The sequence below is a fragment of the Sphingomonas prati genome (assembly GCF_014643515.1).
GTDB classification, from domain to species: Bacteria; Pseudomonadota; Alphaproteobacteria; order Sphingomonadales; family Sphingomonadaceae; genus Sphingomonas_R; species Sphingomonas_R prati.
Window position 1 is genome coordinate 1,429,188 of the sequence record NZ_BMJP01000001.1, and the last position, 25,653, is coordinate 1,454,840.

The 25,653-nt window shown below is 61.4% G+C and carries 24 protein-coding genes; 11 read left to right on the forward strand and 13 right to left on the reverse strand.

Annotated features, from left to right (window positions below; translation table 11 throughout):
- Positions 1-257 precede the first annotated feature (257 nt).
- The 12 genes from IEX50_RS06550 to IEX50_RS06605 all read right to left on the reverse strand — a co-directional run bounded on the left by IEX50_RS06550 (position 258) and on the right by IEX50_RS06605 (position 14,314).
- Positions 258-1,097 (reverse strand): alpha/beta fold hydrolase, encoded by an 840-nt coding sequence (locus IEX50_RS06550; protein WP_157175103.1) that lies wholly within the window; start codon positions 1,095-1,097, stop codon positions 258-260.
- 131 nt (positions 1,098-1,228) lie between these two features.
- Complete coding sequence (locus tag IEX50_RS06555) at positions 1,229-1,726, reverse strand: hypothetical protein (RefSeq protein WP_157175102.1); 498 nt, start codon at positions 1,724-1,726, stop codon at positions 1,229-1,231.
- A 43-nt stretch (positions 1,727-1,769) separates the two neighbouring features.
- Positions 1,770-2,774: a DUF2891 domain-containing protein gene (locus IEX50_RS06560; protein WP_157175101.1), complete on the reverse strand. Its 1,005-nt coding sequence runs from the start codon at positions 2,772-2,774 to the stop codon at positions 1,770-1,772.
- Complete coding sequence (locus tag IEX50_RS06565; protein WP_157175100.1) at positions 2,771-3,691, reverse strand: DUF979 domain-containing protein; 921 nt, start codon at positions 3,689-3,691, stop codon at positions 2,771-2,773. The genes IEX50_RS06560 and IEX50_RS06565 overlap by 4 nt, the downstream gene beginning before the upstream one ends.
- A gap of 58 nt (positions 3,692-3,749) precedes the next feature.
- Positions 3,750-4,394 (reverse strand): DUF969 domain-containing protein, encoded by a 645-nt coding sequence (locus IEX50_RS06570; RefSeq protein WP_157175099.1) that lies wholly within the window; start codon positions 4,392-4,394, stop codon positions 3,750-3,752.
- Between the two features lie 175 nt (positions 4,395-4,569).
- Entirely contained in the window at positions 4,570-8,118 is a 3,549-nt protein-coding gene (locus tag IEX50_RS06575; RefSeq protein ID WP_157175098.1) for a hydantoinase B/oxoprolinase family protein, read from the reverse strand.
- Between the two features lie 17 nt (positions 8,119-8,135).
- Positions 8,136-10,073, reverse strand: coding sequence for a M61 family metallopeptidase (locus IEX50_RS06580; RefSeq protein WP_157175097.1), 1,938 nt, complete (start codon positions 10,071-10,073; stop codon positions 8,136-8,138).
- 378 nt (positions 10,074-10,451) lie between these two features.
- Positions 10,452-10,640 (reverse strand): helix-turn-helix transcriptional regulator, encoded by a 189-nt coding sequence (locus tag IEX50_RS06585; RefSeq protein ID WP_157175096.1) that lies wholly within the window; start codon positions 10,638-10,640, stop codon positions 10,452-10,454.
- A 170-nt stretch (positions 10,641-10,810) separates the two neighbouring features.
- Complete coding sequence (locus tag IEX50_RS06590; protein ID WP_157175095.1) at positions 10,811-10,978, reverse strand: hypothetical protein; 168 nt, start codon at positions 10,976-10,978, stop codon at positions 10,811-10,813.
- Positions 10,975-11,748: a hypothetical protein gene (locus IEX50_RS06595; protein WP_157175094.1), complete on the reverse strand. Its 774-nt coding sequence runs from the start codon at positions 11,746-11,748 to the stop codon at positions 10,975-10,977. Before IEX50_RS06595 ends, IEX50_RS06590 begins: the two co-directional genes overlap by 4 nt.
- Positions 11,749-12,332: 584 nt before the next feature.
- Complete coding sequence (locus tag IEX50_RS06600) at positions 12,333-13,742, reverse strand: S41 family peptidase (RefSeq protein WP_157175093.1); 1,410 nt, start codon at positions 13,740-13,742, stop codon at positions 12,333-12,335.
- The gene (locus IEX50_RS06605; protein WP_157175092.1) at positions 13,739-14,314 is read right to left on the reverse strand and encodes a recombinase family protein; all 576 of its coding nucleotides are present in this window, start codon (positions 14,312-14,314) and stop codon (positions 13,739-13,741) included. Before IEX50_RS06605 ends, IEX50_RS06600 begins: the two co-directional genes overlap by 4 nt.
- Before the next feature lie 134 nt (positions 14,315-14,448).
- Here IEX50_RS06605 and IEX50_RS06610 point away from each other — a divergent pair, with 134 nt between their 5' ends.
- The 3 genes from IEX50_RS06610 (at position 14,449) to IEX50_RS06620 (ending at position 16,282) form a co-directional block, all read left to right on the forward strand.
- Complete coding sequence (locus IEX50_RS06610; protein ID WP_157175091.1) at positions 14,449-14,910, forward strand: DUF4158 domain-containing protein; 462 nt, start codon at positions 14,449-14,451, stop codon at positions 14,908-14,910.
- Between the two features lie 193 nt (positions 14,911-15,103).
- Positions 15,104-15,394 carry a recombinase family protein gene (locus IEX50_RS06615; RefSeq protein ID WP_229673799.1) on the forward strand — a complete coding sequence of 97 codons (291 nt, stop codon included), beginning with the start codon at positions 15,104-15,106 and terminating at the stop codon, positions 15,392-15,394.
- A gap of 57 nt (positions 15,395-15,451) precedes the next feature.
- Positions 15,452-16,282: a hypothetical protein gene (locus IEX50_RS06620; RefSeq protein WP_157175090.1), complete on the forward strand. Its 831-nt coding sequence runs from the start codon at positions 15,452-15,454 to the stop codon at positions 16,280-16,282.
- Positions 16,283-16,371: 89 nt separating this feature from the next.
- Here the strand turns inward: IEX50_RS06620 and IEX50_RS06625 are convergent, their stop codons facing one another.
- A complete protein-coding gene (locus IEX50_RS06625; protein ID WP_157175089.1) occupies positions 16,372-17,088 on the reverse strand; it encodes a hypothetical protein in 717 nt (238 codons plus the stop codon).
- Between the two features lie 250 nt (positions 17,089-17,338).
- On the opposite strand from IEX50_RS06625, the gene IEX50_RS06630 reads away from it, so the two are divergent.
- The 8 genes from IEX50_RS06630 to IEX50_RS06665 all read left to right on the forward strand — a co-directional run bounded on the left by IEX50_RS06630 (position 17,339) and on the right by IEX50_RS06665 (position 25,635).
- Entirely contained in the window at positions 17,339-18,601 is a 1,263-nt protein-coding gene (locus IEX50_RS06630) for a hypothetical protein (RefSeq protein ID WP_157175088.1), read from the forward strand.
- A 631-nt stretch (positions 18,602-19,232) separates the two neighbouring features.
- Positions 19,233-19,799: a hypothetical protein gene (locus IEX50_RS06635; RefSeq protein WP_157175087.1), complete on the forward strand. Its 567-nt coding sequence runs from the start codon at positions 19,233-19,235 to the stop codon at positions 19,797-19,799.
- 400 nt (positions 19,800-20,199) lie between these two features.
- On the forward strand, positions 20,200-20,469 hold the full coding sequence (locus IEX50_RS06640; RefSeq protein WP_157175086.1) for a hypothetical protein: 270 nt from the start codon (positions 20,200-20,202) through the stop codon (positions 20,467-20,469).
- A gap of 1,467 nt (positions 20,470-21,936) precedes the next feature.
- Positions 21,937-23,292 (forward strand): serine hydrolase domain-containing protein, encoded by a 1,356-nt coding sequence (locus tag IEX50_RS06645; protein ID WP_157175085.1) that lies wholly within the window; start codon positions 21,937-21,939, stop codon positions 23,290-23,292.
- Between the two features lie 151 nt (positions 23,293-23,443).
- The gene (locus IEX50_RS06650; protein ID WP_157175084.1) at positions 23,444-24,067 is read left to right on the forward strand and encodes an FMN-binding negative transcriptional regulator; all 624 of its coding nucleotides are present in this window, start codon (positions 23,444-23,446) and stop codon (positions 24,065-24,067) included.
- Between the two features lie 209 nt (positions 24,068-24,276).
- Positions 24,277-24,693, forward strand: a complete 417-nt coding sequence (locus tag IEX50_RS06655) for a GNAT family N-acetyltransferase (protein WP_184075037.1) — start codon at positions 24,277-24,279, stop codon at positions 24,691-24,693.
- Positions 24,694-24,912: 219 nt separating this feature from the next.
- The gene (locus IEX50_RS06660) at positions 24,913-25,125 is read left to right on the forward strand and encodes a DfrB family trimethoprim-resistant dihydrofolate reductase (protein WP_157175082.1); all 213 of its coding nucleotides are present in this window, start codon (positions 24,913-24,915) and stop codon (positions 25,123-25,125) included.
- A gap of 183 nt (positions 25,126-25,308) precedes the next feature.
- The gene (locus tag IEX50_RS06665) at positions 25,309-25,635 is read left to right on the forward strand and encodes a hypothetical protein (RefSeq protein WP_157175081.1); all 327 of its coding nucleotides are present in this window, start codon (positions 25,309-25,311) and stop codon (positions 25,633-25,635) included.
- Positions 25,636-25,653 lie beyond the last annotated feature (18 nt).

Sequence of the window (25,653 nt, forward strand, 5' to 3'; positions counted from 1 at the left end):
CTAAACACAACTGCGTGGCGCAGAAAACCGTCCATCCCGAGCGCAGTCGAGGGACCCTTCGAGCGAAGCCGAGAAGCCAACAGTTCTCCACGACGCAACGATTCTAGGCCACCCCCCACCCTAAAAAATCCGTTTGGTTCGAGCCTGTCGAGAACGCCACGCAACGTTCTCGACAAGCTCGAACCAAACGGATGGGGGGAATCATTGAGGTCGACACGCGAGCCGCGCGCCAACCGCAAACCGCTCAGCAGGAAAGGTCAAGAAACCCCGCCACCCGTCCGCGCCAGAAACCCACGCACCGCCGTCACCCCCGCATCCCCGTCGATCGCATCCCCATGCCCGCCCGGCACCGTCACCAGAGTCGCATCCACCCCCGCCGCCTTCAGCGTCTCGCCGAACCGTGTCACGGTCTTGGCATCCACCGTCCGATCATCCCGCCCGACCAGCAGCAACACTGGCACCCGCGCCCGCACGACATAGCCCTGATAATCATAGCGCTTCACGTCGTCCGCCACCTCGATCCGCACGAACGGCCGCAGCATTCCCGGCACCATGTTGCGCCCCACCGCCGGAATGTCCGCCGCGGTCGCCTCCAGCACCAACCCGGTCACGCCACCCGCCGCCGCGATGTTCGAGGCCGGCGCCCCACCCAGCGAGAAGCCGTAAGCCCACACCGGCCCCGGCTTCACCCAGCCTGCCGCACCGAACGCCGCGCGCAACGCCGGCCCCATCGCGATCAGCGCATCGACCGTTGCCGGCACCGTCGTCCCGCCGCGCCCGGGATAGTCGTACGCGACGATATCGGCCCCCGTCATCGCCGCCAGCCGCGCGAACCGTTCTCCCGACGTCCGCACGAACGACCCGTTGCCGCCGCTGTACAGCAACGTCCCGACCGACCCCGGTCGCGTCATCCGCACCGCATGCACCTGCCCCAGTCCGGGCAGGTCCAGCATCCGCTCGTCCAGCGTATAGCCCGCCGGTGTCACCAGCGCCGGCGGCTGCCCGCTCAGCGCCATCTCCGGAAATAGCGACCCCTGATCGACGACCGCGGTACACCCGCCCAGCACCAGCAAACCCGCAAGACCGATGAACCGCATCCCGAATCCCCTTTTTGACACTAACTTATATTATGATCGATCCAGGGATTATTGTTCCACAATTCTGAACCTCAGCATAACGATCGCCAATGTCAGTGTTCGTCATAAGAAATAAACGAACAACATCTATTTCATGCAATAGACGAGATTATTGGTGGCGGTCGATCTGCTTTGACGATTTCGATCGGATAATCCGCAAACCAAACCGGGAAACCGCGTTTCTCGTCGCGTTCCGCACATCCCAGAATTTCGGTCAACCACCCGGCATAGGCCCAGTCGCGACCCTGACCCTTCGCCGCGATCATAGGAAACCGATCGAGAAACATCACGCCCAATTCACGCGCGGACCGCCCGGGCACATCGGTCCACCCGAAATACCCATCCTGCGAACCCGTCGAATAATAGGCCACTTCATCCGGCCGATGCCCGTCCGCCAGCGCCATACCGTCGGCCAGCATCGCGTCGGCATGCGTGATGAGGCATCGCCAGTGCAGACCGCTCGGCGCCATGCCCGAACGGAAGCGAATCCGCTGATACCCCGCCTTGTGCAACTCGTGGATCATCGTGAGCAGCCGCGTGATCGCGCGATACGTCGCGTTCGTCGAAGGCTTCAAGGAGATCGTCTGCATCGTCCGTCGTCCTTGTCCACAATCAGCCTGAATGTTCCGCGCGCTACCCCTGCGGCGGAAGCGCCGCGGTGCCGGCCCCCAACGCCAGCAACGCGAACGTCGCCAGCCAATGCTCGCCCATATAATCGCCCGCGACATGACCCAGCGCGGCGTCCAGGTGCCGCATCGCCACATCGCGCAACCCCGGCATCCCCGCCGCGTCGGCCAGTACGAACCAGCACCACGCCCGGCTCAGGTTCAACCCGTCGAGATGCGCGATCTTGCCATCGCTGCGGTCCGACACGGTCGCGGGCAGGAACAACGTCGCCGGCTCCCCCTTCCCCACATCCGGCAGGAACGCCGCGAACCACGCCCCGAACCCGTCGCCCAGCACGCGCGCCATCAGCACCGCCTCGACCAGCGTCGCCGACAGGAAATCGTCCCCGCCCGGCTCCCAAGCCTGCGCGCCCCGGTCGCCCCCGAACCAGTCCACCGCCCGCGCCCGGATTAGCGCCGCCAGCGCCGGATCGCGCGCATCCGCCCACTCCAGCGCAAGGATCAAAGCAAACGCCGTGCTGCCATGCGTGCCGGTCCGCACCGGATAGGTCAGCTTTGGCAGATACTCCATCAGCCGCGCCGCAAACGCCTCCGCCAGCGGCCGCATCGCGTCGGCCCAGCGCAGCTCATCATGCCGCTCCAGCTCATGATGCAGCGCGAGCGCCCAGCCCCAGCCATAAGGCCGCTCGAACCCGTTCGTCCCCGGCCGGTCGAGATAAGCACGCTCCCCGCCCAGCTTCTCCGCGGTCAGCGTCGCATCGGCCCGCTCCCGGATCGCGACCGCCTGCGGCAAGTCCGGGAACAGCCGCGCGATCCGCATCAGCTGCCACCAGCCATGGACGCAGCTATGCCAGTCGAAACTGCCATGGAACGCCGGATGCAGCACGGCCGGCGCCACCACATCGTCCGGCCCGGTCAGCACCTGATCCAGCTTGAACGGCCACGGCCGCCCGACATGGCCCAGCGTCAGCTCCGCGAACCGTGCGGCGAGACCAGGCGTCAACATCGTCATGTCCGGAACCCCAGAAAGTAGATCAGCAGGATATTGACCACCAGCAGCACGACCGCGGTCGGCGCCTGCGCGCGGATCACCGCACTCCGGTCCAGGTCGAGCAGCACCGCCGGCACCAGATTGAAATTCGCGGCCATCGGGGTCAGCAACGTGCCGCAGAAGCCGGCCAGCATCCCCACCGCCGCGATCAGCGCCGGATCGCCGCCCATGCCCCGCACCAGCACCGGCACGCCGACCCCCGCGGTCATCACCGGGAACGCCGCGAACGCATTGCCCATCACGATCGTGAACCCCGCCATGCCGAGCCCGTAGACCAGCACCGCCACGAACAGATTGCCGTCCGGGATCGCGCGCGCCGCCAGCCCTCCAACCACGTCGCCAACCCCCGCCAGCGCGAACACCGCCCCCAGCGCCGCCAGCATCTGCGGCAACACCGCAGCCCAGCCGACCCCGTCCATCAACCCCCGCCCCGCATCGAACGGCGCGCGCACGGTCGGGCGGAACCAGACATAACAGACCGCCAGCGCCACCAGCACGCCGATGGTCAGCGACACCAAGGTCACCTGCTTCGGATCGATCCAGTCGGGCTTCAGCAACGTGCCCGCCAGCGCCACCACCGGCACGATCAGCGCCGGCAGGAACAGCCTGTTCCCATACCACTCCGCCCCCGCACCATCGCTCGAAACGGCCGCCCCACGCCCCACCGCCCCGGTCCCGCCCAACGCGACCAGCGCCAGCACGAGCACCCCGTTGCCGACGTCCCCCAACCGATCGCCGGCAAAGAAACTCACCGCGATCAGCCCGTAGAACGCCCCCGTCCCGAACCGCCGAGGATTACTCCGGTCGGTCAGCGACAACCACGCAAACGCCGCAAACGTCGCCCCCGCAACCGCATAGACGAAGTCGAGCCCGATCACGCGGTACACCGCCGACCGAGCGAGCCAACGCCACCCGAACCAGGCTCAAGCGGAGCCCTCACGCCCGCCGATCCAGCCACAACAACCGCGCGCCATGCACCAGCAACGCCGCCACCGCCGTCGGGATCGCCCACAGCGACAGATGGATCGGCGTGATGTCATAGCCGTACTGCGCCATCGTCCCCTTGATCAGCAGGATCGATCCAATCGCGATGAAGATATCCTCGCCAAAGAACAGTCCGATATTGTCGGTGCCCGCCGCCATCGCCTTCACCCGCTCGCACGCCGGCGGGTCGAACCCCTGCCGCTCCGCCGCCGCGACCGCCATCGGTGCCACCAGCGGCCGCACCGTCTGCGGATGCCCCGCGATCGACGTCAGCCCCAGCGCCGCCGTTACCTGCCGGAACAGCATGTACCCCAGCAGCAACCGCCCGACCGTCGCCCCCCGCATCCCCGCCACCAACCCACGCGCCCGCGCCTGCAACCCCTGCCGCTCCAGCAGCCCGACGACCGGCAAAACGATATAGATGATCGTGACATAGCGCGTATCGTTGAACGCCCGCCCGAACGCCGCCAACACCGCCACCGGCTCCAACCCCGCCGCCAGCCCCGTCACCAGCGCGGCGGCCGCGACGACCAGCAACGGATTGAACCGCAGGAGGAAACCCAACGCGACGACCGCAATACCGGACCGGACTAACACGACGCTACAGCCCCAACGCTGCGTCCAGTCCTCAGAACAGTTCCCCGGCGAAGGCCGGAGCCTAGGTGAAGCAGTCGTCCCAAGGCCCCGGCCTGCGCCGGGGAACACTTGCGGTCATGGCTCGGTCGTTTGAAAGCCGAACACGCCACGTCGGCGCCACAACCAACCCGCCCCATCACTCGGTCCCGAACCCGCCGCCACCCGGCGTCTCGATGAGGAAAACATCCCCCGCCGCCATCTCCACCAGCGCGGTCGAGCCCAGCATCTCGACGGAACCGTCCCCCCGCCGCACCCGGTTGATGCCCACCGCGCCATCCGCACCGCCGGCAACCCCAAACGGCGCCACCCGCCGCCGGTTGGACAGGATCCCCGCCGTCATCGCCTCGCGGAACCGGACATGCCGCACCACGCCGTCCCCGCCCCGATGCGCCCCCGCACCCCCCGACCCGCGCCGGATCGCGAAGCGTTCGAGCAGCACCGGGAACCGGTCCTCGAACACCTCCGGATCGGTCAGCCGGCTGTTCGTCATATGCGTCTGCACCGCACTCGCCCCGTCGGCGGCGGCACTCGCCCCCGCGCCACCCGCGATCGTCTCGTAATATTGGTGCGCCGCGTTGCCGAACGTGAAATTGTTCATCGTCCCCTGCGATGCCGCCAGCAACCCCAGCGCCCCGTACAGCGCATCCGTCACCACCTGGCTCGTCTCGACATTCCCGGCGACCACGGCGGCGGGATAGCGTGGGCTCAGCATCGACCCGTCCGGGATCACGATCTCCACGCTGCGCAGGCACCCGTCGTTCAGCGGCATCGTGCCCCCGACCAAAGTCCGGAACACATACATCACCGCCGCGCGCGTGATCGACCGCGGCGCGTTGAAGTTGCTCGGCAGCTGCCCGCTCGTCCCCGTGAAATCCACCGTCGCGGTCTGCCCAACGCGATCGATCCGCACCGCCACCCGCACCGCAGCACCACCGTCCAGCTCGTACGCGAACGCGCCCTCCGGCAGTTCCGCGATCAGCGCCTTCACCGCCGCATCCGCATTGGCCTGGACATGCTCCATATACGCCGCGACCGTGACCAGCCCGTAGCGCTCCACCAGCGCATCGAGCCCCGCCTGCCCGCGCGCGCACGCCGCGATCTGCGCGCGCAGATCGGCGATGTTGCGGTCCGGATCGCGCGCCGGCCACCGCCCGCCCGCCAGCAGCACGCGCACCTCCGCCTCGCGGAACCGCTCGGCATCGACCACCACCACGTCGTCGAACAGCACGCCCTCTTCCAGCACCGAAGTGCTGCCCGGCGGCATCGACCCCGGGCTCGACCCGCCGATATCGGCATGATGCCCGCGCGCCGCGACGAAGAAGTCCGGTGCATCCGATCCGTCCGCAAAAACCGGCATAATCACCGTCAGATCGGGCAGGTGCGTGCCCCCCGCATAAGGCGCGTTCAGCGCATAGACGTCCCCGCGCAGGATCCCCCGCCCGTCCGCCGCGCCACCGCGATTGGCGATGATCGTCCGGATGCTGTCGCCCATCGACCCGAGATGCACCGGAATATGCGGCGCATTGGCGATCAGATTGCCATGCGCGTCGAACAGCGCACAGGAAAAATCGAGCCGCTCGCGGATGTTCACCGACGACGCACTATGCTGCAACGCCGCCCCCATCTCCTCCGCAATCGCCATGAACTGACCGTCGAAGATCTCGAGCCGCACCGGGTCCAGCTCCGGCCCGACCACCGCGCCGGCCACCCCGTCCACCCGCGCCAGCATCAGGTTACCGAGCGCATCGACCCGCGCCGACCAGCCCGGATCGACCACGACGGTGGACGTCGCATCGACGACCAGCGCCGGCCCCGCAACCTCCGTCCCCGCCGCCAGCGCCCCACGCCGCCGGACCGCGACGGAACGCGCCGCCCCGTCCATCCAGGCCGTCGCACTTTCCTCCAAGTCCTCGCCAACCGCCGCCCAGTCCGGCTCATCCCCGCCATCACCCGGCTCGACCGCCTCGATGCGCAGCATGTCGAGCACCGGCACCGCATCGCTCGCATAACCGAAGCGCGCGCGGTACGCCGCCGCATAGTCCGCCGCCATCGCCGCCGGATCGCCAAGCGTCACCTCGATCGCACTCTCACTCCCCGGCTGGCGCAGATGCGCGCTGCCCTCGACCGCGGCGTCCACGATCCCCTGCTCCGCCAGCTCCGCCCGCGCCGCGTCGGACAGCGCCGCCACCGCCGCCGTGATCGCAGGCCCGGCATCCGCATCCAGCGCGATCCCCAGCGTCCGCTCGCGCACCGCCGACTGTCGCGCCATTCCCATGCCATAAGCCGACAGCAGGCTCGCATGGCGGTGGATCATCACCCGCCCCATGCCCAGCGCGTCCGCCACCAGGCACGCATGCTGCCCGCCCGCCCCACCGAAACAGGCGAGCGTGTAGCGCGTCACGTCATGGCCTCGTGCCGTCGAGATCGTCTTGATCGCATTGGCCATGTTGGCGACGGCGATCGCCAGGAACCCCTCCGCCGCTTGGCTTGCCGGCATGTCCAGCCCACGCTCTTCAAACCGCGCCACCACCGCGTCGCGGTCGAGCGGCTGGTTCCCGTCGGGCCCGAACAGGCTCGGAAAATGCTCCGCCCTGATCCGGCCGAGCAGCAGGTTGCAGTCGGTCACCGTCAACGGCCCGCCGCGCCGGTAACAGGCCGGCCCCGGCACCGCCCCCGCCGACTCCGGCCCGACGCGGAACCGCCCCTGTTCCACCAAACAGATCGATCCGCCGCCCGCCGCGACCGTATGGATCCGCATCATCGGCGCACGGATCCGGACGCCGGCCACCACGGCCTCGTTCGTCCGCTCGTACCGCCCGGCATAGTGCGACACGTCGGTCGACGTACCCCCCATGTCGAACCCGATCACGTCGTCCACGCCCGCCGCCCGCGCGGTATGGGCCATCCCGACGATCCCGCCCGCCGGCCCCGACAGGATCGCGTCGCGCCCGTGGAACAGCGCCCCGTCGACCAGCCCGCCGCTCGACCGCATAAACAGGGTCCGCGCCTCCGCGCCCAGCCCCGCCCGCACTTGGTCGACATACGCCGCCAGCCCCGGCGACAGATACGCATCCGCCACGGTCGTATCGCCGCGCCCGATCAGCTTCACCAGCGGCCCGACGACATGGCTCACCGACACCTGCGTGAACCCCACCGCGCGCGCGATGTCCGCGACGATCACCTCATGCGCCGGATGGCGATGCCCATGCATCAGCACCACCGCGATCGCCCGAAACCCCGCCTCATACGCCACGCCCAACGCCGCACGCACCGCGTCCGGATCAGGCGCCTGCAACAGCGCCCCCTCCGCCGTCACCCGCTCGCAAATCTCCACGACATCGTCGTACAGCGGTTCGGGCAGCCTTATGTCGCGCGCAAAGATATCCGGCCGGTTCTGGTTCCCGATCCGCAGCGCATCGCCGAACCCCGCGGTGATCGCCAGCAGGGTCCGCGCGCCCTTGCGCTCCAGCAGCGCATTCGTCGCGACGGTCGTCCCCATCCGCAGTTCCAACGGCGGCAACGGTCCGTCAGCGATCCCCGTCAGCCGGCGGATTCCCGCCACCGCGGCATCGTCATAACGCTCCGGATCGGCGGACAGCAGCTTGGCCGTCCGGATCGACCCGTCCGGCGCCCGCGCCACGATGTCGGTGAACGTGCCGCCGCGATCGACCCAGAACCGCCACATGCTATCCGCCCCCGCGCTCAGCGCGCGGTCAGCAGCGTGTCGAGCCGCGCAGTGCCCTTGCCCACCTTCTCCAGCCGCGGATATTTCGGCCCGTCAAAATAAGGGATCGCCACCGTGCTGAACCGGTCGCCCTGCTTCACCAGCAACTGGATCGGCGTCTTGCGCGTCTGCGCGTCCTTCACCGCGGTCTTCAGCGCGTCGCCGCTATACGCCTTGCCGCCCACCGCGGTGATGACCGCATTGTTGGTCAGCCCCGCCCGGAACGCCGGACTGTCCCAGATCACCTGCCCCAGCCCGCCGTCGGCGCCGACCGTGAAGCCGAGCGAATAGGTCAGGTCGGTGTTCTTCGCGGTCTTCTCGTTGTTCTTCCACCACTGCGTCGGCTCGGCGGCATAGACCAGCCGGTACCCGCCCTTCTCCAGCCAGCCGAGCGGCGCACGCGGCGCGATCTGGTTCACCCGCGTGTCGAGGAACGTGTTCCAGTCATAGGGCACGACCTTGTTCAGCGCCGCCGCCACATCCGCGAACTGATAGGTCAGCACGCCCCAATCCCGGTCGTTCATCCCGAAGAACAGCTTCGCGAAATCGTCGAGCGACTTCTTACCCTTGGTCAGCTCGCGGATCTGCATGTCCGCATCCAGCCAGATCAGCAGCCCCTCGTTGTAATAGTCCTCCGACCGTTGCCAACTGACCCACGGCTGCGGCCGCCGCGCCGACAGGATCGGATCGTTGGTCGTATCGATCAGCGGCCGCCAGCTCCGCCCCGGCCGCTTGTCTAGCGTCGCCGCGATCGACGCATAGGCCGCAAGCGTATCTTCCTTCGACACGATGCCCGACCGCGCCTGCAGCACATAACCCCAATATTGCGTCTGGCCCTCGTAAACCCACAGCAGCGAATTGCGCATCGGCTGCGAATATTCGGCGGTGTAGAGGTCCGCCCCGCGGCGATACTTGCCGTCCCAGCTATGCGTATATTCGTGCGGCAACAGGTTGCGGCGGCCGGCTCCCTCGTCCCACTTCGTAAAGTAACCCGGCGTCACGCCATTCTCGGACGACCGGTGATGCTCCAGCCCGATCCCGCCCATCTTGTCGGTGATCGCCAGCAGGAAATCATAATGGTCGTAATGCTGCGCCCCGAACAGGCGCGTCGCCTGCGTCACCAGGTTGCGGTGCTTCTGGATCTGGTCCGGCGTCGCGGCCAGCTCCTCCGGCGTATCGGCGACGATGTTCAGCCGCACGCCCGGCGCCAGCGTCTCCTGCCGGAAATTAATGCCCGCGAACATCGGACTGTCGACCAGCGTCTCGAACGACACCGGCTTGAACGCCACCGTACCCGTCGCCGCGGGATCGACGGGCTCCAGCGCGACGCCGTATTTCCAGCCCGCGGGCAGGATCGCCGTCGCCGCCACCGGAATCTGCCGCGCATAATATCCCGCCGGATAGAACGCCGTCAGGTTCCACTGCAGGTTCAGCATCTCGGGCGTCATCACCACCCGCCCCTGCGCGTTCGACACCGGCGACACATATTGGAACTCGACCGTCACTTCAGTCGCACCCTGCGGCACGTCGACCTTGACCGCATACACCTCGACCGGATCGCGCTTCCACGGCAGCACCTGACCGCCCGCACTGATCTTCAGCCCAGCAACATCGTCGATGCTCCCGCGTGGCGCATGGTTGCCCGGCAGCCATTTCGGATAGAGCAAGGTCAGCGGCCCGGCCTGCGCCACCGGGATCGTCTCGCGCACCGTGAAGATCCCGCGCTGCGTATCGGTCGCATCGACGACCAGCGTCACCGTCCCCGGATAAGGCACGTCGCGCGCCGCGGGGATGTTGTCCGGCACCGGCAGCACCGCCGCCATCGTCTGCCGCGGCTGCGCGCTGGCGGCGACCGAAAGGCAGGTGGTGACCAGCAGGACGGACTGGACGGCAAGGCGGACGGGGCGGAACAACATCGGCAACGGATCTCCGGCAACTGACAGGCCGAAGGGATGGAGCGCGCACCGCACTCCGTCAACCATCAGCCAAGCCGATACGATCGTATCGCCGCAGCATGGCGACGATCGGATGCCACCAGGCGAACAAATGACGGCGAATTCCGTCCGGACCAGGGACCGCTGTGTAAAGCCTGGTGCTCAGGCCCTACGACGATGAAGGTGTCGGCGCCTCGCCGAGGTCGCCACTGCCGCGCGTCGCGGGGTTGGTGGACAGGGTAACTCTCGAAGCCAGTCCGCAACCTTCTGTTCTAACAGTCATATTTAACCATCCCTTTCGAATGATACCCCCAAAGATACCCCCGATATTATTTGTGCTGTTCGCTAATGTGCTGTTCGCTAATTCGTGGCGCCGCTGGCGACGAATGCGTCGATGACCGACCTTTTCCAGCCGACCGCGCGCAGTCCGATCTTCTGGTGACCAGAGAATATTCCCTCACCCATCAGCCGGTAGATCGCGGTCCGGCTGAGGCCGGTGCGCCGCTTCACTTCGGGCAGTCGCAAAATTTCATCACTTTGCTCGGACATCGGATCCTCGGTTCGTTTGGGGGTGGACGTTCCAACGCCTTTTCGATTTCGTCACGGCGGCGACCGTTGCTGACCTCGGTCTCGCCTGCGTACCTGGTCATCACTGCAGACAAAGCGGCAGCGCCCTCGGAAGCAGAGTTCCAAGTGTGGCAGCGACTAAGCGCTTGCGATCAGTAGTTCGGCAGTGCCTTGGGCGGTCGCAGAGGCGGCTCGTCCATCACGTTGCCTTTTGCCAGCAAGATAAGCCACCAGCGGTGCGGCTGGGTCCGGAACACCTCCTCAATCGTGCGCCACGGGGGCGGCGGCGCGATCTGGGCTAAGGGTTCGATCGGCGTCACTCGCCTTCGCCTTCGTCGTGGCCGGCGGCCTCGTCGGTGTCGCTGTTCCAAACCTTGTAAAGAACGGCGGTGACGTCAACCGCGATCATGGCAGTCGCGCCATCCTCTCCGGCCTTTGTGCTCGATCCCCACGAGAACCGATACTCGTCGCCTTCGCCAACCCGCCAAAAATATGTCATTTCTTCGAGGTTCGAGTTTTCGACGCCCGGTTCCCCCGGCTTCGGCTGCTCGGTTACGGTCAAATACGGGTCAAGGTGCCGGTAGAACTCTTCCCTCGTCAGCGTCGACCAAAGGTCCCACAGCTCAAGAGTGACCCGCTGCGCTCCGTGCTTCTCGTCGGGTGCGGCCTCGATCTCCTCAGCCCAAACGTCCTCAATGGAATAGTCGGCCGCCGCTTCGACAAGATGCAGGAACCTCTCGGGATTGAGATCGGGTGCGTTGACGAAGTCCCGAACGCGGTGCCATTCGGTCCGTTTGGCAACGATGTGGCCCTGAATGATGAACAGTTGCCAGAGTGCGTTCACTTGGTCGCGGTCGACCCCCAAGCCCTCAAAGTAGGCGATTGAGTCGCGATAAACGCGAGCGATTGATAGCATTCCCTCGATCTTCACCCCAAGAATGCGCAGCTGGTTCATGATCGCGGCAATGTTCGCCTCGTACCACGGGAACTTGTTCCGGTTGCCAGTGCCCCTCCCGCCCTCCACCGGTTGCAGCACACCGCCCCGAGTCCAGAACGTCCAAACGTCCTTGGGGATATCAACGCGGTTCATGATATCCGCTCGAGTAAGCGGCGGCTGCTTTGGCATGTTTCGCCCCTAAGCGACCGAATGTCGCTATTCTTTAAGCGACGTTTGGTCGCATCGCAAGGGTTCTTATGATGTTCTGTCGCGAACATACGATCCGAGTCCGGGGAGCGCCCGTAAATGTGCAGCTGGCTGGGACGGTTCGGCCGGTTTTGAAGGTGTTCTCGAGGGTGCTCACGTTCAGGATCTTCGGGCGGGCCATCTTCGCGGAGACCTTCTGCATTTTCGCCTCCCGATCGTTTGCAACTCGATAGCAGACGGTCGAAGTAACGGCAGTTTTGACGTTTATCTGCAACCGGCGCCCGCCGGGGCCAGTCCGGCTCCGTTGTTTATCCGAAACGCGATTACGGTGCCTAACGAGGCCAGTTATTTCACAAACCCGCCGGTGTTTGCGACCGTAGTAGCCTCTGATCCCGCCGTCAGCGCCTTCCTGCGGGATGCAGAGAACCCAGCTCACACGAGCTGGAATGGACGTGCAGAAAAGCTGATGGCAGAGAGCAGAGCGCTGATTCTGCGCTAAACAACGCTAAGCCCCGCTGTCCTCATAGCGGTCAGCGGTCAGAGCCAGATTTGCGTAGTTCGCGCACCGCTTCATCGATAGCCGCATCGCGACCGGCACGGATCTGTTCGATCGTCGGGTAAACCTCAACATCGGGGAGAACACCTCGACCTTCTAAACGCTTGCCATCAAGCATTTCGACGTCCTCAACCGGAACCTGAACGCTGCCTCCGTCGGGTAAAGGGTACGATAGTGCGCCTAAGACTGAGCCATTGGTCATTCTACCGATTACAATGCCCCGTCTGGATTGCTTCAATACCGCAGCCGAAATTTCGGCTGCGCTCGCAGATGCCGGGCCGACGAGGACGGCCAGCGGTCCGTCGTATCGGTTCGTCCAATAGTCCGTCTTGACCACCGTCAAGCCAGATGCATTCCGCGTACGATATACTGGCTGACCTCTCCCCATCAGGGCGTTGAGAAGAAGTAAGCTATAACCACCAGTATTGTATCGCAAATCCAGCACGACACCGCGTCGATCTGCGGATCGAACGGCTTCCTTGACCTTATCAATCTCGACCGGCAGGAACTGATCAAAACGGATATAAAGTGGGCCTGAGGAAATCCGGTGTGTAGAAAATCCACTGTTACCAGATCCGCATGCGTAGGTGAGCCGTATAGACGTTGGTTTGAGGTTCGCAGGTTGACGGGATTTGGAAGAGCCTGATGCAGAAGACTTATTTGGTTCCATCGTCTCAAATTCATGCATCTGAGAGGGTGAGACCTTTACGAGCTGAGCTTCTATCTCGCCACCGTTCGCATGAGGGCGCTGAGTGAACGATCGGATGATCCACCCTGGCGTCACCCCGGCGCGGGCCGCTGGTGAATTTAGGGCAACCTCCCCGACGATATAGATGGGCATGGGCCGACGTATCGGGACAATCTGCATTCCCGTGTCGGCAAAATCACCGCAAAATGCTGGCTTCAGCAGAGGCATATCCAGTGCCTTCGAAGGCCTTGCCCTCGCGGTGTGTCTGTCCGGCATCTCGACGTTCACATGCGACACAGGAAATCGTTGCGTGAGCGGGAATAAGACACCAAAGTATAGATCGAAGTCGCTATGCGCTGTGGCCGCTTTTTCGCGCCAGAACCGTGTCAGGGCTTTCCAGTCAAATCCGCTGAAGCGCTGATCGTAATAGTGGGCATTGATACGGTCGACGAACGCATCGAAGATCGCGAGGCGTCGTGTCGATCCGCTCAGGTTAGCGAATATGGCAGCGTCATGCTTAGCCTTTTCCTGTTCTGCTTGCTGCCGGGGAGAGACGACAAAAGTGAAGTAGGCGACGAGTGATGCGGATCCGAGCACCAGCAAAAACAGCAGGGTGGCAAGACCGCGTAAAACCCATCCTAGAAAACCAACTCGTCTCTTTGTAACGATCGAAGAACCGGAATCGACAGGGGTCATGCTGACACCGGCCGGGCGATCCCCAGCCGCTTCATCTCGCGGTATACCGTCGATCTGCCGATCCCGAGCTGCCGTGCGGCCTCCGCCGGAGAAACACTTGCAGCAATCAACTTGAGCGCCGCGCTCACCTTGTCACCGTCGAGCGGCTGCCGCCCCGGTAGTTTGCCCTTGGCGCGCGCCGCGGCGATCCCGTCACGGGTGCGTTCAGAAATAAGACGGCGCTCGAAATGCGCGATGGCGCCGAAGACATGGAAGATCAGTTCGCCGGCTGCGGACGAGGTGTCGATCTTCTCTTCCAGACTGAGGAGCGCGATCCCGCGATCGCGCAGCATATTCACCGTCGTCAGCAACTCGCCCAGTGAACGACCGAGGCGATCGAGCCGAACGATCGCCAGCGTGTCACCCTTGCGCGCGAAACCGAGCAAGTCGGCCAGCCCCGGTCGATCCATGCTCTTGCCCGATATCACGTCGGTGAACACGCGGATCGCGCCGGCCTGTTCGAGCCGCATCCGCTGGCCTGCGACATCCTGATCGCCGGTGCTGACGCGGGCGTAGCCCAGAATACCGCCCATCGATCGCGTCTCCCAAACGGCCGTTCTGTGGACGATCGTGCCGACCGATTGTCGGTGCGCCGAAACCCGTCCAGAAACTACGTCTCTTTAATCCGACGCGTCTTCGTGCGCCAAGCACGTTTTAGGGACGGTCAATGCCAGCACGCGAGCATGTTCTTTTCAGTGACGCCGAACGTGCGACGCTGTTCCGCATTCCGAACGACGCGGACGAACTGGCACGGCGATTCACTTTAGAGAAAGATGACCTGAGTCTGATCGGCGAGCGACGTCACGATCGCAATCGACTGGGCATGGCTTTGCAGTTCGCGTTGATCCGCCATCCCGGCATGACACTGGCGCAGGTACTTCAGATTGAGGGCAGCGTGCCAGGCGCGCTCGTCATCTTCCTCGCGCGACAGCTCTCGCTCGATCCCTCGGTCCTGTCCGATTATGCCACCCGCTCGCAGACCATGACCGATCACGCCCGACTGATCGCTGAGGCGCTCGGCATTCGTCCGGCCGTGCGCAGCGACGTCGCCCTGATGATTCCCAGCGCTGAGCGGCCCGCTGCGGCGACCGATGCTGCGCTTCCCATCGCGACGGCCATAAGAGCTTAGTGTCTCCTACGCCGTCGCCACGGTTAACCGAGCTGCCATACTGCGTCCAACCACCTGAACTCCACCAGCTCAGCGTTCCCGATCGCTGGTCCCTCACCCTTCTGCCAGAAGCGGAACATTTTTCCCCGTTCGTCCAGCCCGAGTTGCGATGAGCGGCATGACGTTCGAGGTCGATACGCCTCACGGACGGATGATGGCGACGGTGCTTGCCGGCATCGCACAGTTCGAGCGAGACATGCTCAGCGAGCGCGTCCGGTCCGGCCTCGCCGCGGCGAAAGCACGGGGTCGCAAGCTTGGGCGGCAAACCGGTGACCGTCCCAAGTCCGACCGTCTCGCAACCCGGAGTGCTTGCGCTTATTGCGGAGGGGCGCAGCTATCGCTGGATCGGCGTGACCTAGGCCTTAGCAAAATACCGTTGTCGCAATTGTTGAGCGATCCCGAGCCGATGCGTCTTCCGATGTCGAAAAGACGGAATGAGTGGTAACATACATCCTCATATGCAAATTTGTTGCGCGCGGTTTTTAAAATGTAGGGGGATAATATGCTTACGCTCATCATGTTAGCAGCAACAATTGATATCCGTCATAATGCACCACCCGTTGCCCTGGAGCAAGCTCGTAGCATGTCACCAGCCGACTTGGGCAATGCGTTACTCAAGGCTGGTCATTCGCCTATTGTAGAGGCGGTTGTTGGACCTGAAGGAATGCTACCTCCACCCCCTCCAGATTTACCCGAAGAAAGCGAAATCAAGCTTTTCTCTGCAGCAGAGCCTGCTCAGCAACCCGATTTCTGCGAGAAGACAAGGGCAGTGGTGACGTTAGAACCTGTGCTACGCGTTCAGCGAAAATTACCACCATCGCGACCAAAATCTGTGTCGCTGACGAAGTTATACCGGATGGCGGTACAAAAAAATGGAGCATCGCAATGTGAAGCAAAACGCTACGAGTTTTTTGCTCTGGACGAAAAACTAGCTGGTCGGACGTTCGCGATTCTCCGTTTGCTCAACTCTTTACGAATGAACGGGGATCGTAAGGTTGTTGTTAGCATTGACGACCAAGAGGCTCGTGTCATGCGAGACTATGTCAGGAAGAATCCTTCCCAAGCGAAGGGTCTATCAAAAAAGTATACAACGCCAATCACCAATGGTCGCGTTGCGATCCAGAAATTTCCGATCTCAAGCATCAGCTACGTAAGAAATTACGTTAAAGCTTTGGATGACACCTTATTAGATTCCGATCTGAAAGATGAAAAGGGACACGATCTGGAAGCCATATATCTTTTCGCAGGCGGGACTTGGAACGCTGGAATCGTATTGGATGGCGGTAGGATAGTTAAGGTTCGCTTTAAGAAAGCCATCCCGCCTCCCTTTTAATATTCAACCCTAAAGCAGACGGATTGTGCGCTATCGGGATGCCTCGGCTTTAGATCCGGAGGATGGCTCGATCGCCACGATGCGTGCGTCTAATCTCGCGACTTATGCTTGATTATTCGCCACGGGACTGTCGCCGTAGAAGGCTTCCAGCAAGTTTCTAAGCTGCTGGCGAATTCGTCCGCCCAAGCGGCTGGACTGCCCGACCTTAGCCAGCCTTCGTAGCGCGACCGCATCAGGTAATCATTAATCTCGAAAGAGATCGTATCAGCGTGCAACACGATTTGGGCAAAGTTGCCAGATTGATCGATGGCCGACGAGAACTTGAGATCTCGACCGGTTGCGAGATGCATCATCGCAGCTGGGCATTTGCGAATGTCGGCTTCGGACCACTCCAGTCCCGTGTTGTCGAGCAACCGAAGCAGAGCCTCGTCACTTTGCGGCTTTGCTTGGGCGATCATGCCAAAAAGTTTCTGCCCGCGCGTTCGCGGTCTTGGCGGCTTGCCCTCATAAGGCGAGCGGATCATTCGAGCTACCAGTCGCCCGCCACATGTCCGGCGTGCCTCGCCTTGATCGGCGTCGGTGCAGCCTTTTCGAACTGCAATCGCGTAAACGGGATAACCGTAATCGTCTCCCATATATCGGATCGACATCGCCGGTTCGGACCGTTCAGGAAAAAAGCGTGATGGGTCAAATGCAAGTGCGCGAGTCCGATCCTGAAAATCGTATGCGGGACCGGCATCCTGCGCGGCTGAGGGCGCAATAATCCCCAGAACGAGCGCGGCGGCAATGATAGCGAGCCTGGGCATGCTCTCATGATTACATAACGCGGCAGGGCCGCATAGCGCATACATCAGGAACGGGATACATGTTTGCCGGGCTGAAATCAGCCATGCGTTGATGCGAAACCTTTGATTTTTGCATTATGAATGCTCGGATTTGGTGGAAAGCGGACGTTGACGGCGCGGCCGCAGCTCGACACACTTATTCTATTGGTTCAGTATGCAAAATAGCATAGCCCACGGTAGGACGGCCAATCGCTCGCCCGGGAAGGATGCGATGCGCGTTCGAACCATTATGCTGATTGCCGCTCTAGCGGCGCTCCAGGTGCCGGCCACGGCACAACAGCTTCCGCCGCCGAAAGGCGCTGCGCACCCGAATGATCAAGCCGTAAAAGCCGTTGGCGTGACGGTCGAGCCAGCGCTCGACGGCATGTTCAGGGCGTTTGAAAAGTACCCTGTTGTGGCCTTGGGTGACGCTCACGGCCTTGCAGAGCAAATGGACTTCTACACGGCAGTCGTGCGGGACCCGCGCTTTGCGCGTAACGTTCGCAACCTGGTGGTCGAATTTGGCGCTAGCAGTCAGCAGCAGGTTATCGACCGCTATCTGGCTGGTGAAACTGTTCCCTACGTCGAGCTACGAAAAGTCTGGAACGACACGGTGGGCTGGGCTCCTCCTCCTGCCCTTGTCGGTTTCGCCAAGTTCTTTGCCGCAGTGCGCGATCTGAACAAGTCGCTACGGCCTAACCGACAGATCAAAGTATGGCTGGGCGAACCGCCGCTCGACTGGACCGCTCCAAGCCGCGACCAAATCCAGGCAGCCGGGAGCGCGCGTGACAGCTATCCGGCGACTCTCATTCGGGACAAGATACTTGCGAAGGGCGAGAAGGCGCTCGTCATCTACGGAGCGGCCCATTTTGCCAGCGTGCCAACCTTTTTGAAGGGTCAGCTAAACGCGACCCATCCAGGCTTGATGTTCGTCATCCTTCCGTATGCTCCTCCCTTTCAGTACCCGGGCTGCGCTGCTTTGCTTTCTCAGGTAACAGCGATCTGGCCCCAACCAGCGTTGGCGACCCGCAGTCGAGACGAGACTGGCGGAGGAGCGCGTGAATGCTTCACCCTGTCCCTGCCACCTCTAGAACCTGAGCCGGGCGGATCCCGGCCGGGCGGGTCTGGACCAAGAGGACCTGTCCTTCCTAGACCGGAACCTCCCGCAATAGAGGGAGATGCTGTCCTCTTTTTGGGCCCACTCGAGAAACTGGCACAGGGCCCGTTGGGCCCGTTCAAAATGCTGGCGCAGGGCCGATTCCTGCCCGACTATCTCTTTGATCCCGAACTCCGCCGGGAAATTAAAAGGCGGAGCGACCTCGGAGGTCCGCCTTTGCTGGCAGCACCATCAGACCTCGCGATACGCAAGGCCGATTATGCGTTCGACTTAGGAGCTCCTGGTTACCGGGAGCAGATCGAAAAGCTCTTTGCGACTTACGACCGCAATCGTGACGGGGTGATCACCAGCGATGAATACCATGATCCGCTAAACTGACACTTGGCGCGCTTGCGCTCGGCTCGCAACTCTCCCTCTGGGAGATGCACTGGCACCATATGGCCGCGGAGCATCTTAATCCGGGCAGTATGTTCGGTAGTGAGCGTTAGCAGAAATTCCAGCTTTCCCGCTGAACGATCGATTGTAGTAAGACGCCCATTGGACAGATTACCCCCGAACAGCTATTGTAGTATTAATACAGAACATCAGGAGATCACGTGGCATTCCTAGGTTTTACAGTGCTTATTACACTTTCCGCGATGATAAATCCGCTTGTAATAGTTGTCTCTATAGTAAGTGGTTTATTATTTCGTAAATGGTTGCATGTAATCGTATTTGTGATCTTTGCCGCTTCCATTATTACATGGTTCTCTGGAGTCGACCTCAACGCAATGTTGTTTCTTGCATATTTGACAGCAACGGCGTGCTGGACGCTTTGCGCGTTCCTCATTAAGCGAGAGGTTCAGGTCTGATATTAGATATCTGGATCAATATACTGAGTATTGCCCGTCCTTTGATCAACCCTAACTTGGCTTTCTCACTCGACGATCGTTGAATGGGAATGGCAGCCCAGCATTTCCCCTAGGCTACGATGGAGCCGGCGGGTAGCATGGTATGTCAAAGGAACGTCATGCCGCTATTACTGGCTTTATTACTTACGCTGCCCTCTCGTCCGCGGCCGGTCGCGGAAGATCGCTGCACAACAATGCAAGCTGGGCTGGACAGCGCGACGGCAAAGCTGCCACCCGAGACCAACTCGGATAGCCAATACTATGGAACCATAATTGTCACTGCCACACAGTCGTTCTGCATGGGAGGGACTGTTGTGACCGTGTACCGAAATAACAAGCTGCACTGGGCGCTACGGAAAATTTCCGTCGGGTCAGATCTGACTGTAGCACCGGTCGAGCGCTGGGCCTATTCGACCAACTGTCCGGCAATTCTCGACTGGCTTGAGCGGCTTGAGCAGTTGCCGATCCGCTTTGGCATCGGTCCTATCAGGCAAACTTTACAACCCCGACCATCAATCCGTCTACCAATGCTCCACGGCACTGACTACACGGTGCGTGGCTATGGCTGGGTAAAGCAACCCAGCGGTGCGCCAGCTACGTTGTCGCTGTCGAGCAACGATGGTGAAGTTGCCACCTGGGCGCGCGGCATATTTCAAGCAACGGTGCCTTGCTGGAAGCCGGCCTGAGTGAACCCACGTCCCGTGCAGTTCAGCAGATTACGTTGGTTAAGCGCGATGCCTTGGCGTCTCAAGAGCTGCCGTGGGCTTTCTCATTCGACGATCGTTTGCGGGAAGGCGCCTATCGGGCAGCCCGGTTCGAAAGTCGCGTCGCAGTCCACCACCTGGCGCAATCCAACCGTCGCAAAAGCATGAATATATGCAACAAACCGCTTTCCCGTTTCTCCGTCATTGTTCGCCGATTTCGAGAAGAGCCAATCAGGAACGGATTTTAGGAAAATGGTCGAGATGAGACGGCGCGACTGCCGCGGCCCACCAGTCTGTCTCGATAGCCGTTCGTTTGTGGGAAGGCTGAAACGTCCGCTAACGCCCACTTTCAGACATTCGGTATAGATCGTAGGGTCGCGCGATGAGCGAAGATACCAGCCTACAGATGGTCCGGATTGTCCTACACTGGGCTTGGGACCCAATCGGCGTACGAGGCGTCGAGGAGGCTGCCGATGAGTACGACATGTACGCCCCTCAAGTGCTTAAAATGCTGAAAGCCAATACCCCTGCGGAGCAGATCGCGGGCTATTTGACAAGCGTCGTTCGAGATCGGATGGAGCTTCCTGTACAGCCCGACCGGGACAACGACGTATCTCGAATGCTGCAGCAGCTAATCGTCACCAGTCAGTAAGCGGAACGCCCACTTTCCACCAGAATGCGATATTCGCGATCAACGAGGCGCACGCCCGAAAGCGGCATGTCCGCAACCGGCGACTAGCGGACGTTAGGTGCGACCTCGAAAAGATGCGAAAGCTGCCGTTGACCGTCCCAATTACAAGGCGGATCGTTCGGCGAGATCCAAGAGGCGGAGCCGGACCACCCCGTTCGATAATTGCGCAGCGCAGTGAGAACATCGGCTGCGGTATGGGCGTCTGCATCGTCATAACCCGGCTCCCAAAGGCAGCACGGGCAGATCACCATACGTTCTCCGCCACGGTCAAAATATGTGGGGGCGTAGGAGAAGTCCGGATAGCCGCATGCAGGGCATAATAGCAGACCCTGCTCATCACGTATGTTGAACTGGGTCATGCCTTCCATCGCGTCAGCGTATGCGATCGAAGGTTGCGTTCCCGCAAGAGCGTTCAAAAACAGAACGTCGGCTTTCCACCACAACCGGACGTTCCCGTTGAACGATCATAATCGGGACGGTCGGGAGGCTTAGCGGACGATTCCGAACAGCCTCTAGCCGGTCCCCTCATTGCGGCCACTAATTCATTCGGCCATAGGCTGCCGGCCTTATGACGATCATAGCCACGTTCCTTTTGCTCGGTGCGGCTACGGCCGGCAATCATCCTACCATTGACGCTGTGCGGGACGATCTACCCGCTTTCGTTGGATATCGGCTCACTTTGTGCGGTGAGGTTTCAGCGGATCAATCGATCCTCTATTCAGACACCGTGTCGCATCTTCACGGTCGGGTAGGTATAAAGTTGCGCGGCTATCGTTCGGCAGGGCGAAGCAAGTGCATTGTGGGCTACCTTGTCCACGACGACGACCAAGAGCCGCCACGCCGAGGTGAGCCGCGGACCATGCTCTTCACGGATGCCGCCGTGCAACCAGACTATGTTTTTATAACGGCTGACCGGTAAGCCAGGATGTTCCCTGCTCAGCCTCTTTAACGATCGGCAATTAAGGTTCGTCTATAAACCTGACCCGCTGCTTCCCACCAAACCCGGACGTTCGCGATCATAGCCTGACGCTACGCCGCTGTCGCAAAAGTGCCGACATTCGAGACGTCCGAAACTTAGGACTTACGCGACATGATCGCTTTCCCATTTGGCCATGTCTGATGGGTAGTTTCGAGACAACGTAATCGGGAACAGGTTTCGAGAAAATCGGTGAGCCTTTGGGGTCTTCCAAAGGCAGGATTCCCATTCAACGTTCGTTTGCGGGAACGCTCGGCTGTCTACAGGGAGATGCGCTGTAACGGAGTTCGCCGGCTTAGCTGAGTGGCTGGATCGGGTGATCCCACGACACAAAACATCTAAAGATCAATTCTGGCGCAATGCGCACCCGCCAAATATTTTGCGTACGAGTTTTTTGTAATCGTAATCTGCATGTCAGACTGACATCCTGAAGGCTCGCGGAAGGAAACAGAATGACCAGAGCAACTCTTGCCCTTATTGCCCTGCTTTCACCTTTAAATGCGGCTCATGCGGAGCCCGCGACAACGCAATTCAAAAACTGGCTGGCGACGTTCAACGCGGGCGACAAGGCGGCGATCCAGAAATTTTATGGCGAACATCTTGGCGATGCCGATGCGTTGACCGCCCGTAATCTGCGCGAGGAAACTTGTGGGTTCGATCTGGCGCGGGTCGAGGACAAGAGCGACAAAGCGTTTCGCGCCCTACTGGTCCAACGCTGTTTCCCGGCGCTTTTCCGCGTGTCATTCTCGGTCGCTGCCGACGGCAAGACGCTAGAGAAGTTCAACCTTCAGCCCTTCGCAATGCCCGAAGCGCGCGCGCTTACCGCCACGCGTGACATCGTCCAGCGGTTGGCGGCATCGGATGCATTCGCTGGCTCGATCATCGTAGCCCAGGACGGCCAAGCGCCGTGGACCTATTCCGTCGGGACCTTCAACCGGGATGATGAACGGCCCATAACGGCCGATACGCCGATGTTTCTGGCGTCGGCCGGCAAAATGTTCACGGCGGTGGGCATCTTTCAGCTAATCGAGAAAGGGAAGGTCGTGCTTGATGCGCCCCTCTCTCGCTATGTCCCCGACTACCCGAACAAGGACATGGCAAAAGTGACAATAAGGCAGCTGCTTGGTCATCGCGGCGGCACCGGCGAAGATGGCGTTCTGCAACGCGAGGATACGGCAAACCGGGGGTGGGTCCGCACGATCGACGATTATATCAAACTCAATGGCAACCGGCCTCCAGCCTTTCTGCCGGGCGGCAAGTTCGACTATTCAAATTATGGGTTTATTCTACTTGGTGCGGTGATCGAGCGGGTGTCGGGCCAGACCTATCAAGACTACATCCAGCAACACGTATTCGGCCCTGCCGGGATGACGCACGCGTCGTTCCCGGACTTGCAGCACATCAAGGACGTTCCAGTCGGTTACTCCACCTTCTTCGAAGCCGAGCCTAAGCCCATCGCGTCCACCGCAGTTCTCCCTTGGCGTGGATCGGCTGCCGGAGGCGGTGTTGCCAGCGCAACCGACATGCTGCGCTTCTTCACCGCGCTCAGTTCGAACGTGTTACTGTCTGCCAAGTCACGCGTGATGGCCACCGAACCAAGTGAGAAGGGTTGGTATGGCCTCGGCTTCGTCGCCCAGGCGGGCAAGCATCCGATTTGGGGGCATGGCGGTTTTGGATACGGGATGAGTGTCGCGGCGCAGCGGTTTCCTAACGAGAGAACGACATTCATTTGCGTAGCGATCCGCGACGGGGCTTGCGATCGGATGATATATGCATGGTCCGATCGCTTGTTCGGTCTCACCGAATAAGGGTCAGGATGCTTCCTCTGCTGGTCGCATCTCGTATGATCTGCCGCAGCTTGCTGACCCCTTTCCCGGAATACCATCCCAACTGGGAAAGCCCGATCGGCAGGGAGCGTCACGATAGCAGATGCAGAGCGCCTGCCGTATGTAAGCGGTTATGTACCGCCCTCCCGCCTTTCGCGAAGATCGTCGCGACATTCTCCACGATGCGATACGAGCGCATCCGCTCGGCACGCTCGTCACCTGTGGCTCGCCGGGCTTGGTAGCGAATGTCGTGCCATTCACCCTTGATTCTGTGGGTGATGTGCTGCGGGCGCACCTAGCCAGAGCAAATGAACAGGTGGCTCAATTGCGGGACGGATCGCCTACTTTAGTGATCTTCCAAGGGCCGCAGGCCTACATCAGCCCCTCGTGGTATGCGACCAAGAGGGAGCATGGAAAGGTTGTTCCCACTTGGAATTACGTCATCGTGCAGGTGCGCGGCACGCCGATGGTGATCGAAGACCGGGATTGGCTGCGCAATCAGATCGATGAGCTGACTTCGATCCATGAATGCGGACGCGCTGAACCGTGGAGCCCGGATGACGCTCCCGCAGACTTCATCGCAGGGCAGATGAAAGGCATCGTTGGCCTCGAAATCCCGATCGAGCGGATTGAAGGGAAGTGGAAGGCGAGTCAGAACCAGCCGGAGCCGAACCGGATCGGGGTCGAGCGCGGTCTTCGCGCTGATGGTCGCGTAGATATGGCTGATGAAGTGGCGGCCAGGGGCAAAGGCAGTTAACTTACCTAGCGCTTGCCAGTCGTGATCGCATCGACGGCCTCTCATTCCCACACCCAACGTGAGTTTTGAGAAGCCGATCTCGTTCCCGAAAACTCGATCGAGTTTTGGGAACGACGGTATAGGGTGCAAAACGAGATTGCGGCGCACGGGAACGTGCGTAAGCTCCCTCCGTGGTAGAACCGGATCTTGTTGTGAGGCCAGCGGCTGACGTGGACCTAGACGCCGCAGCTGAGGTCTGGCGGGAAAGCGCGTTAAACATGGACGGACACCCCTATGTCCCTCCTTTGGAGCTAATGCGCCGCCGTGTCGCACAAGAGTTCAAAGCAGGTTGGCAGCTTTATGTCGCCCTTCGTGCTGATCGCGTGGTCGGACTGCTTGCTCTCAAGCCTGTAGATGCGGTGCTCGATCAGATTTTCGTCGTGCCTAACGAACAGGGAAAGGGCGTAGGCCGTGTGTTGTTGGAGGTTGCGAAGCGCGCGATGCCCACGGGCTTTCGGTTGCGAATGACTGCGACGAATGAACGGGCAGGAAGATTTTACGAAGCCGAAGGACTGAATTTTGTAGATAAAGGCCTTCATCCGTCGAGCGGTATGCCGGTCCACGTTTACGAATGGAACCAAGGATAGGAAGCCGAGCAGTATTAATCTTCTCAACAGACCTCGCCCTTCGTCTGGATTTCCCACGAAGGATCGTTGATCGGAAAAGCTGGATTGTCCGCTACCGCCCGCTTTGCGACCTTCCTCACCGAACCGCAGCGGCCCAATAGTTGTCACTTGTTTGCGTGGACAGATGCGTGCGGACGCCATAGCGATTGAGATCGTGCCGCCATATCGATCGGAGCCGTGATGAATGATGACTCTTGGCCCTCAGACGCCAGCTTCCAGATGGGCGAGTATGCAGCAAAGAAGGGCCGTGCGTCATGGAGGGGCAAGATAGTAGGTTGGTATCGCACAGACTTAACTGCTCTCGGCTACGCGATTGAAAGCCACTATGAACCGGGTTCGGTTCAAATATATCCAGCGACGGCAATTGAGCCTTGGAGTCCCCCGCTCGACTGAACCTCCCCTTGGCCCGATCGCCAACACAATAGCAGCTCGACCGTTCCCCACCACGCCCGGACATTCCCGATCAACGATCGTCGATCGGGAATGTCCAGGTTTGGGCGTAAGCGGACATTCGATCAACTGCCCAGCCGAGCGCCCCGATGATTGTAAGCGTTCGCTGAGATGGTAGTACCACGCATGCTTCACACCCGTGATTTGAGTGGCACCGTGGAGATTGACGGCATCCAGTATGAGTGGGTCCTTCAGCGCGAACCGCAGTGGTGCACCGTCGATGGTTGGAGGGGCATGACAATCATCGTTCGGATGCATGATGCCCAACGAGAAGCAGTTCTAGAGTTTCCGATGCCATCGGCGCGTCGATCGAAGCTGCAGCCCCAGCTTCGTCGTCCGCGCGTCAACCAGCAAATTGTCGAAAACGGGGTTCGTGCGGCTCTGGCGGCGGGATGGGAGCCAATCTCCCGAGGAAAGCCCATCGTCTTCGAAGTCGATGCGAACGGGTGCTGACGGTCGCCCAGTTGCAGA

Bases quoted from the DNA above. Each gene is read 5' to 3' on its own strand.
- IEX50_RS06640 (WP_157175086.1), top strand. From the start codon at position 20,200: ATGAGCGAAGATACCAGCCTACAGATGGTCCGGATTGTCCTACACTGG.
- IEX50_RS06595 (WP_157175094.1), bottom strand. From the start codon at position 11,748: ATGAACCGCGTTGATATCCCCAAGGACGTTTGGACGTTCTGGACTCGG.
- IEX50_RS06580 (WP_157175097.1), bottom strand. From the start codon at position 10,073: ATGTTGTTCCGCCCCGTCCGCCTTGCCGTCCAGTCCGTCCTGCTGGTC.
- IEX50_RS06575 (WP_157175098.1), bottom strand. From the start codon at position 8,118: ATGTGGCGGTTCTGGGTCGATCGCGGCGGCACGTTCACCGACATCGTG.
- IEX50_RS06600 (WP_157175093.1), bottom strand. From the start codon at position 13,742: ATGACCCCTGTCGATTCCGGTTCTTCGATCGTTACAAAGAGACGAGTT.
- IEX50_RS06660 (WP_157175082.1), top strand. From the start codon at position 24,913: ATGAATGATGACTCTTGGCCCTCAGACGCCAGCTTCCAGATGGGCGAG.
- IEX50_RS06625 (WP_157175089.1), bottom strand. From the start codon at position 17,088: ATGCCCAGGCTCGCTATCATTGCCGCCGCGCTCGTTCTGGGGATTATT.
- IEX50_RS06585 (WP_157175096.1), bottom strand. From the start codon at position 10,640: ATGTCCGAGCAAAGTGATGAAATTTTGCGACTGCCCGAAGTGAAGCGG.
- IEX50_RS06550 (WP_157175103.1), bottom strand. From the start codon at position 1,097: ATGCGGTTCATCGGTCTTGCGGGTTTGCTGGTGCTGGGCGGGTGTACC.
- IEX50_RS06620 (WP_157175090.1), top strand. From the start codon at position 15,452: ATGCTTACGCTCATCATGTTAGCAGCAACAATTGATATCCGTCATAAT.
- IEX50_RS06605 (WP_157175092.1), bottom strand. From the start codon at position 14,314: ATGGGCGGTATTCTGGGCTACGCCCGCGTCAGCACCGGCGATCAGGAT.
- IEX50_RS06635 (WP_157175087.1), top strand. From the start codon at position 19,233: ATGCCGCTATTACTGGCTTTATTACTTACGCTGCCCTCTCGTCCGCGG.
- IEX50_RS06560 (WP_157175101.1), bottom strand. From the start codon at position 2,774: ATGACGATGTTGACGCCTGGTCTCGCCGCACGGTTCGCGGAGCTGACG.
- IEX50_RS06615 (WP_229673799.1), top strand. From the start codon at position 15,104: ATGGCGACGGTGCTTGCCGGCATCGCACAGTTCGAGCGAGACATGCTC.
- IEX50_RS06665 (WP_157175081.1), top strand. From the start codon at position 25,309: ATGCTTCACACCCGTGATTTGAGTGGCACCGTGGAGATTGACGGCATC.
- IEX50_RS06645 (WP_157175085.1), top strand. From the start codon at position 21,937: ATGACCAGAGCAACTCTTGCCCTTATTGCCCTGCTTTCACCTTTAAAT.
- IEX50_RS06555 (WP_157175102.1), bottom strand. From the start codon at position 1,726: ATGCAGACGATCTCCTTGAAGCCTTCGACGAACGCGACGTATCGCGCG.
- IEX50_RS06650 (WP_157175084.1), top strand. From the start codon at position 23,444: ATGTACCGCCCTCCCGCCTTTCGCGAAGATCGTCGCGACATTCTCCAC.
- IEX50_RS06630 (WP_157175088.1), top strand. From the start codon at position 17,339: ATGCGCGTTCGAACCATTATGCTGATTGCCGCTCTAGCGGCGCTCCAG.
- IEX50_RS06610 (WP_157175091.1), top strand. From the start codon at position 14,449: ATGCCAGCACGCGAGCATGTTCTTTTCAGTGACGCCGAACGTGCGACG.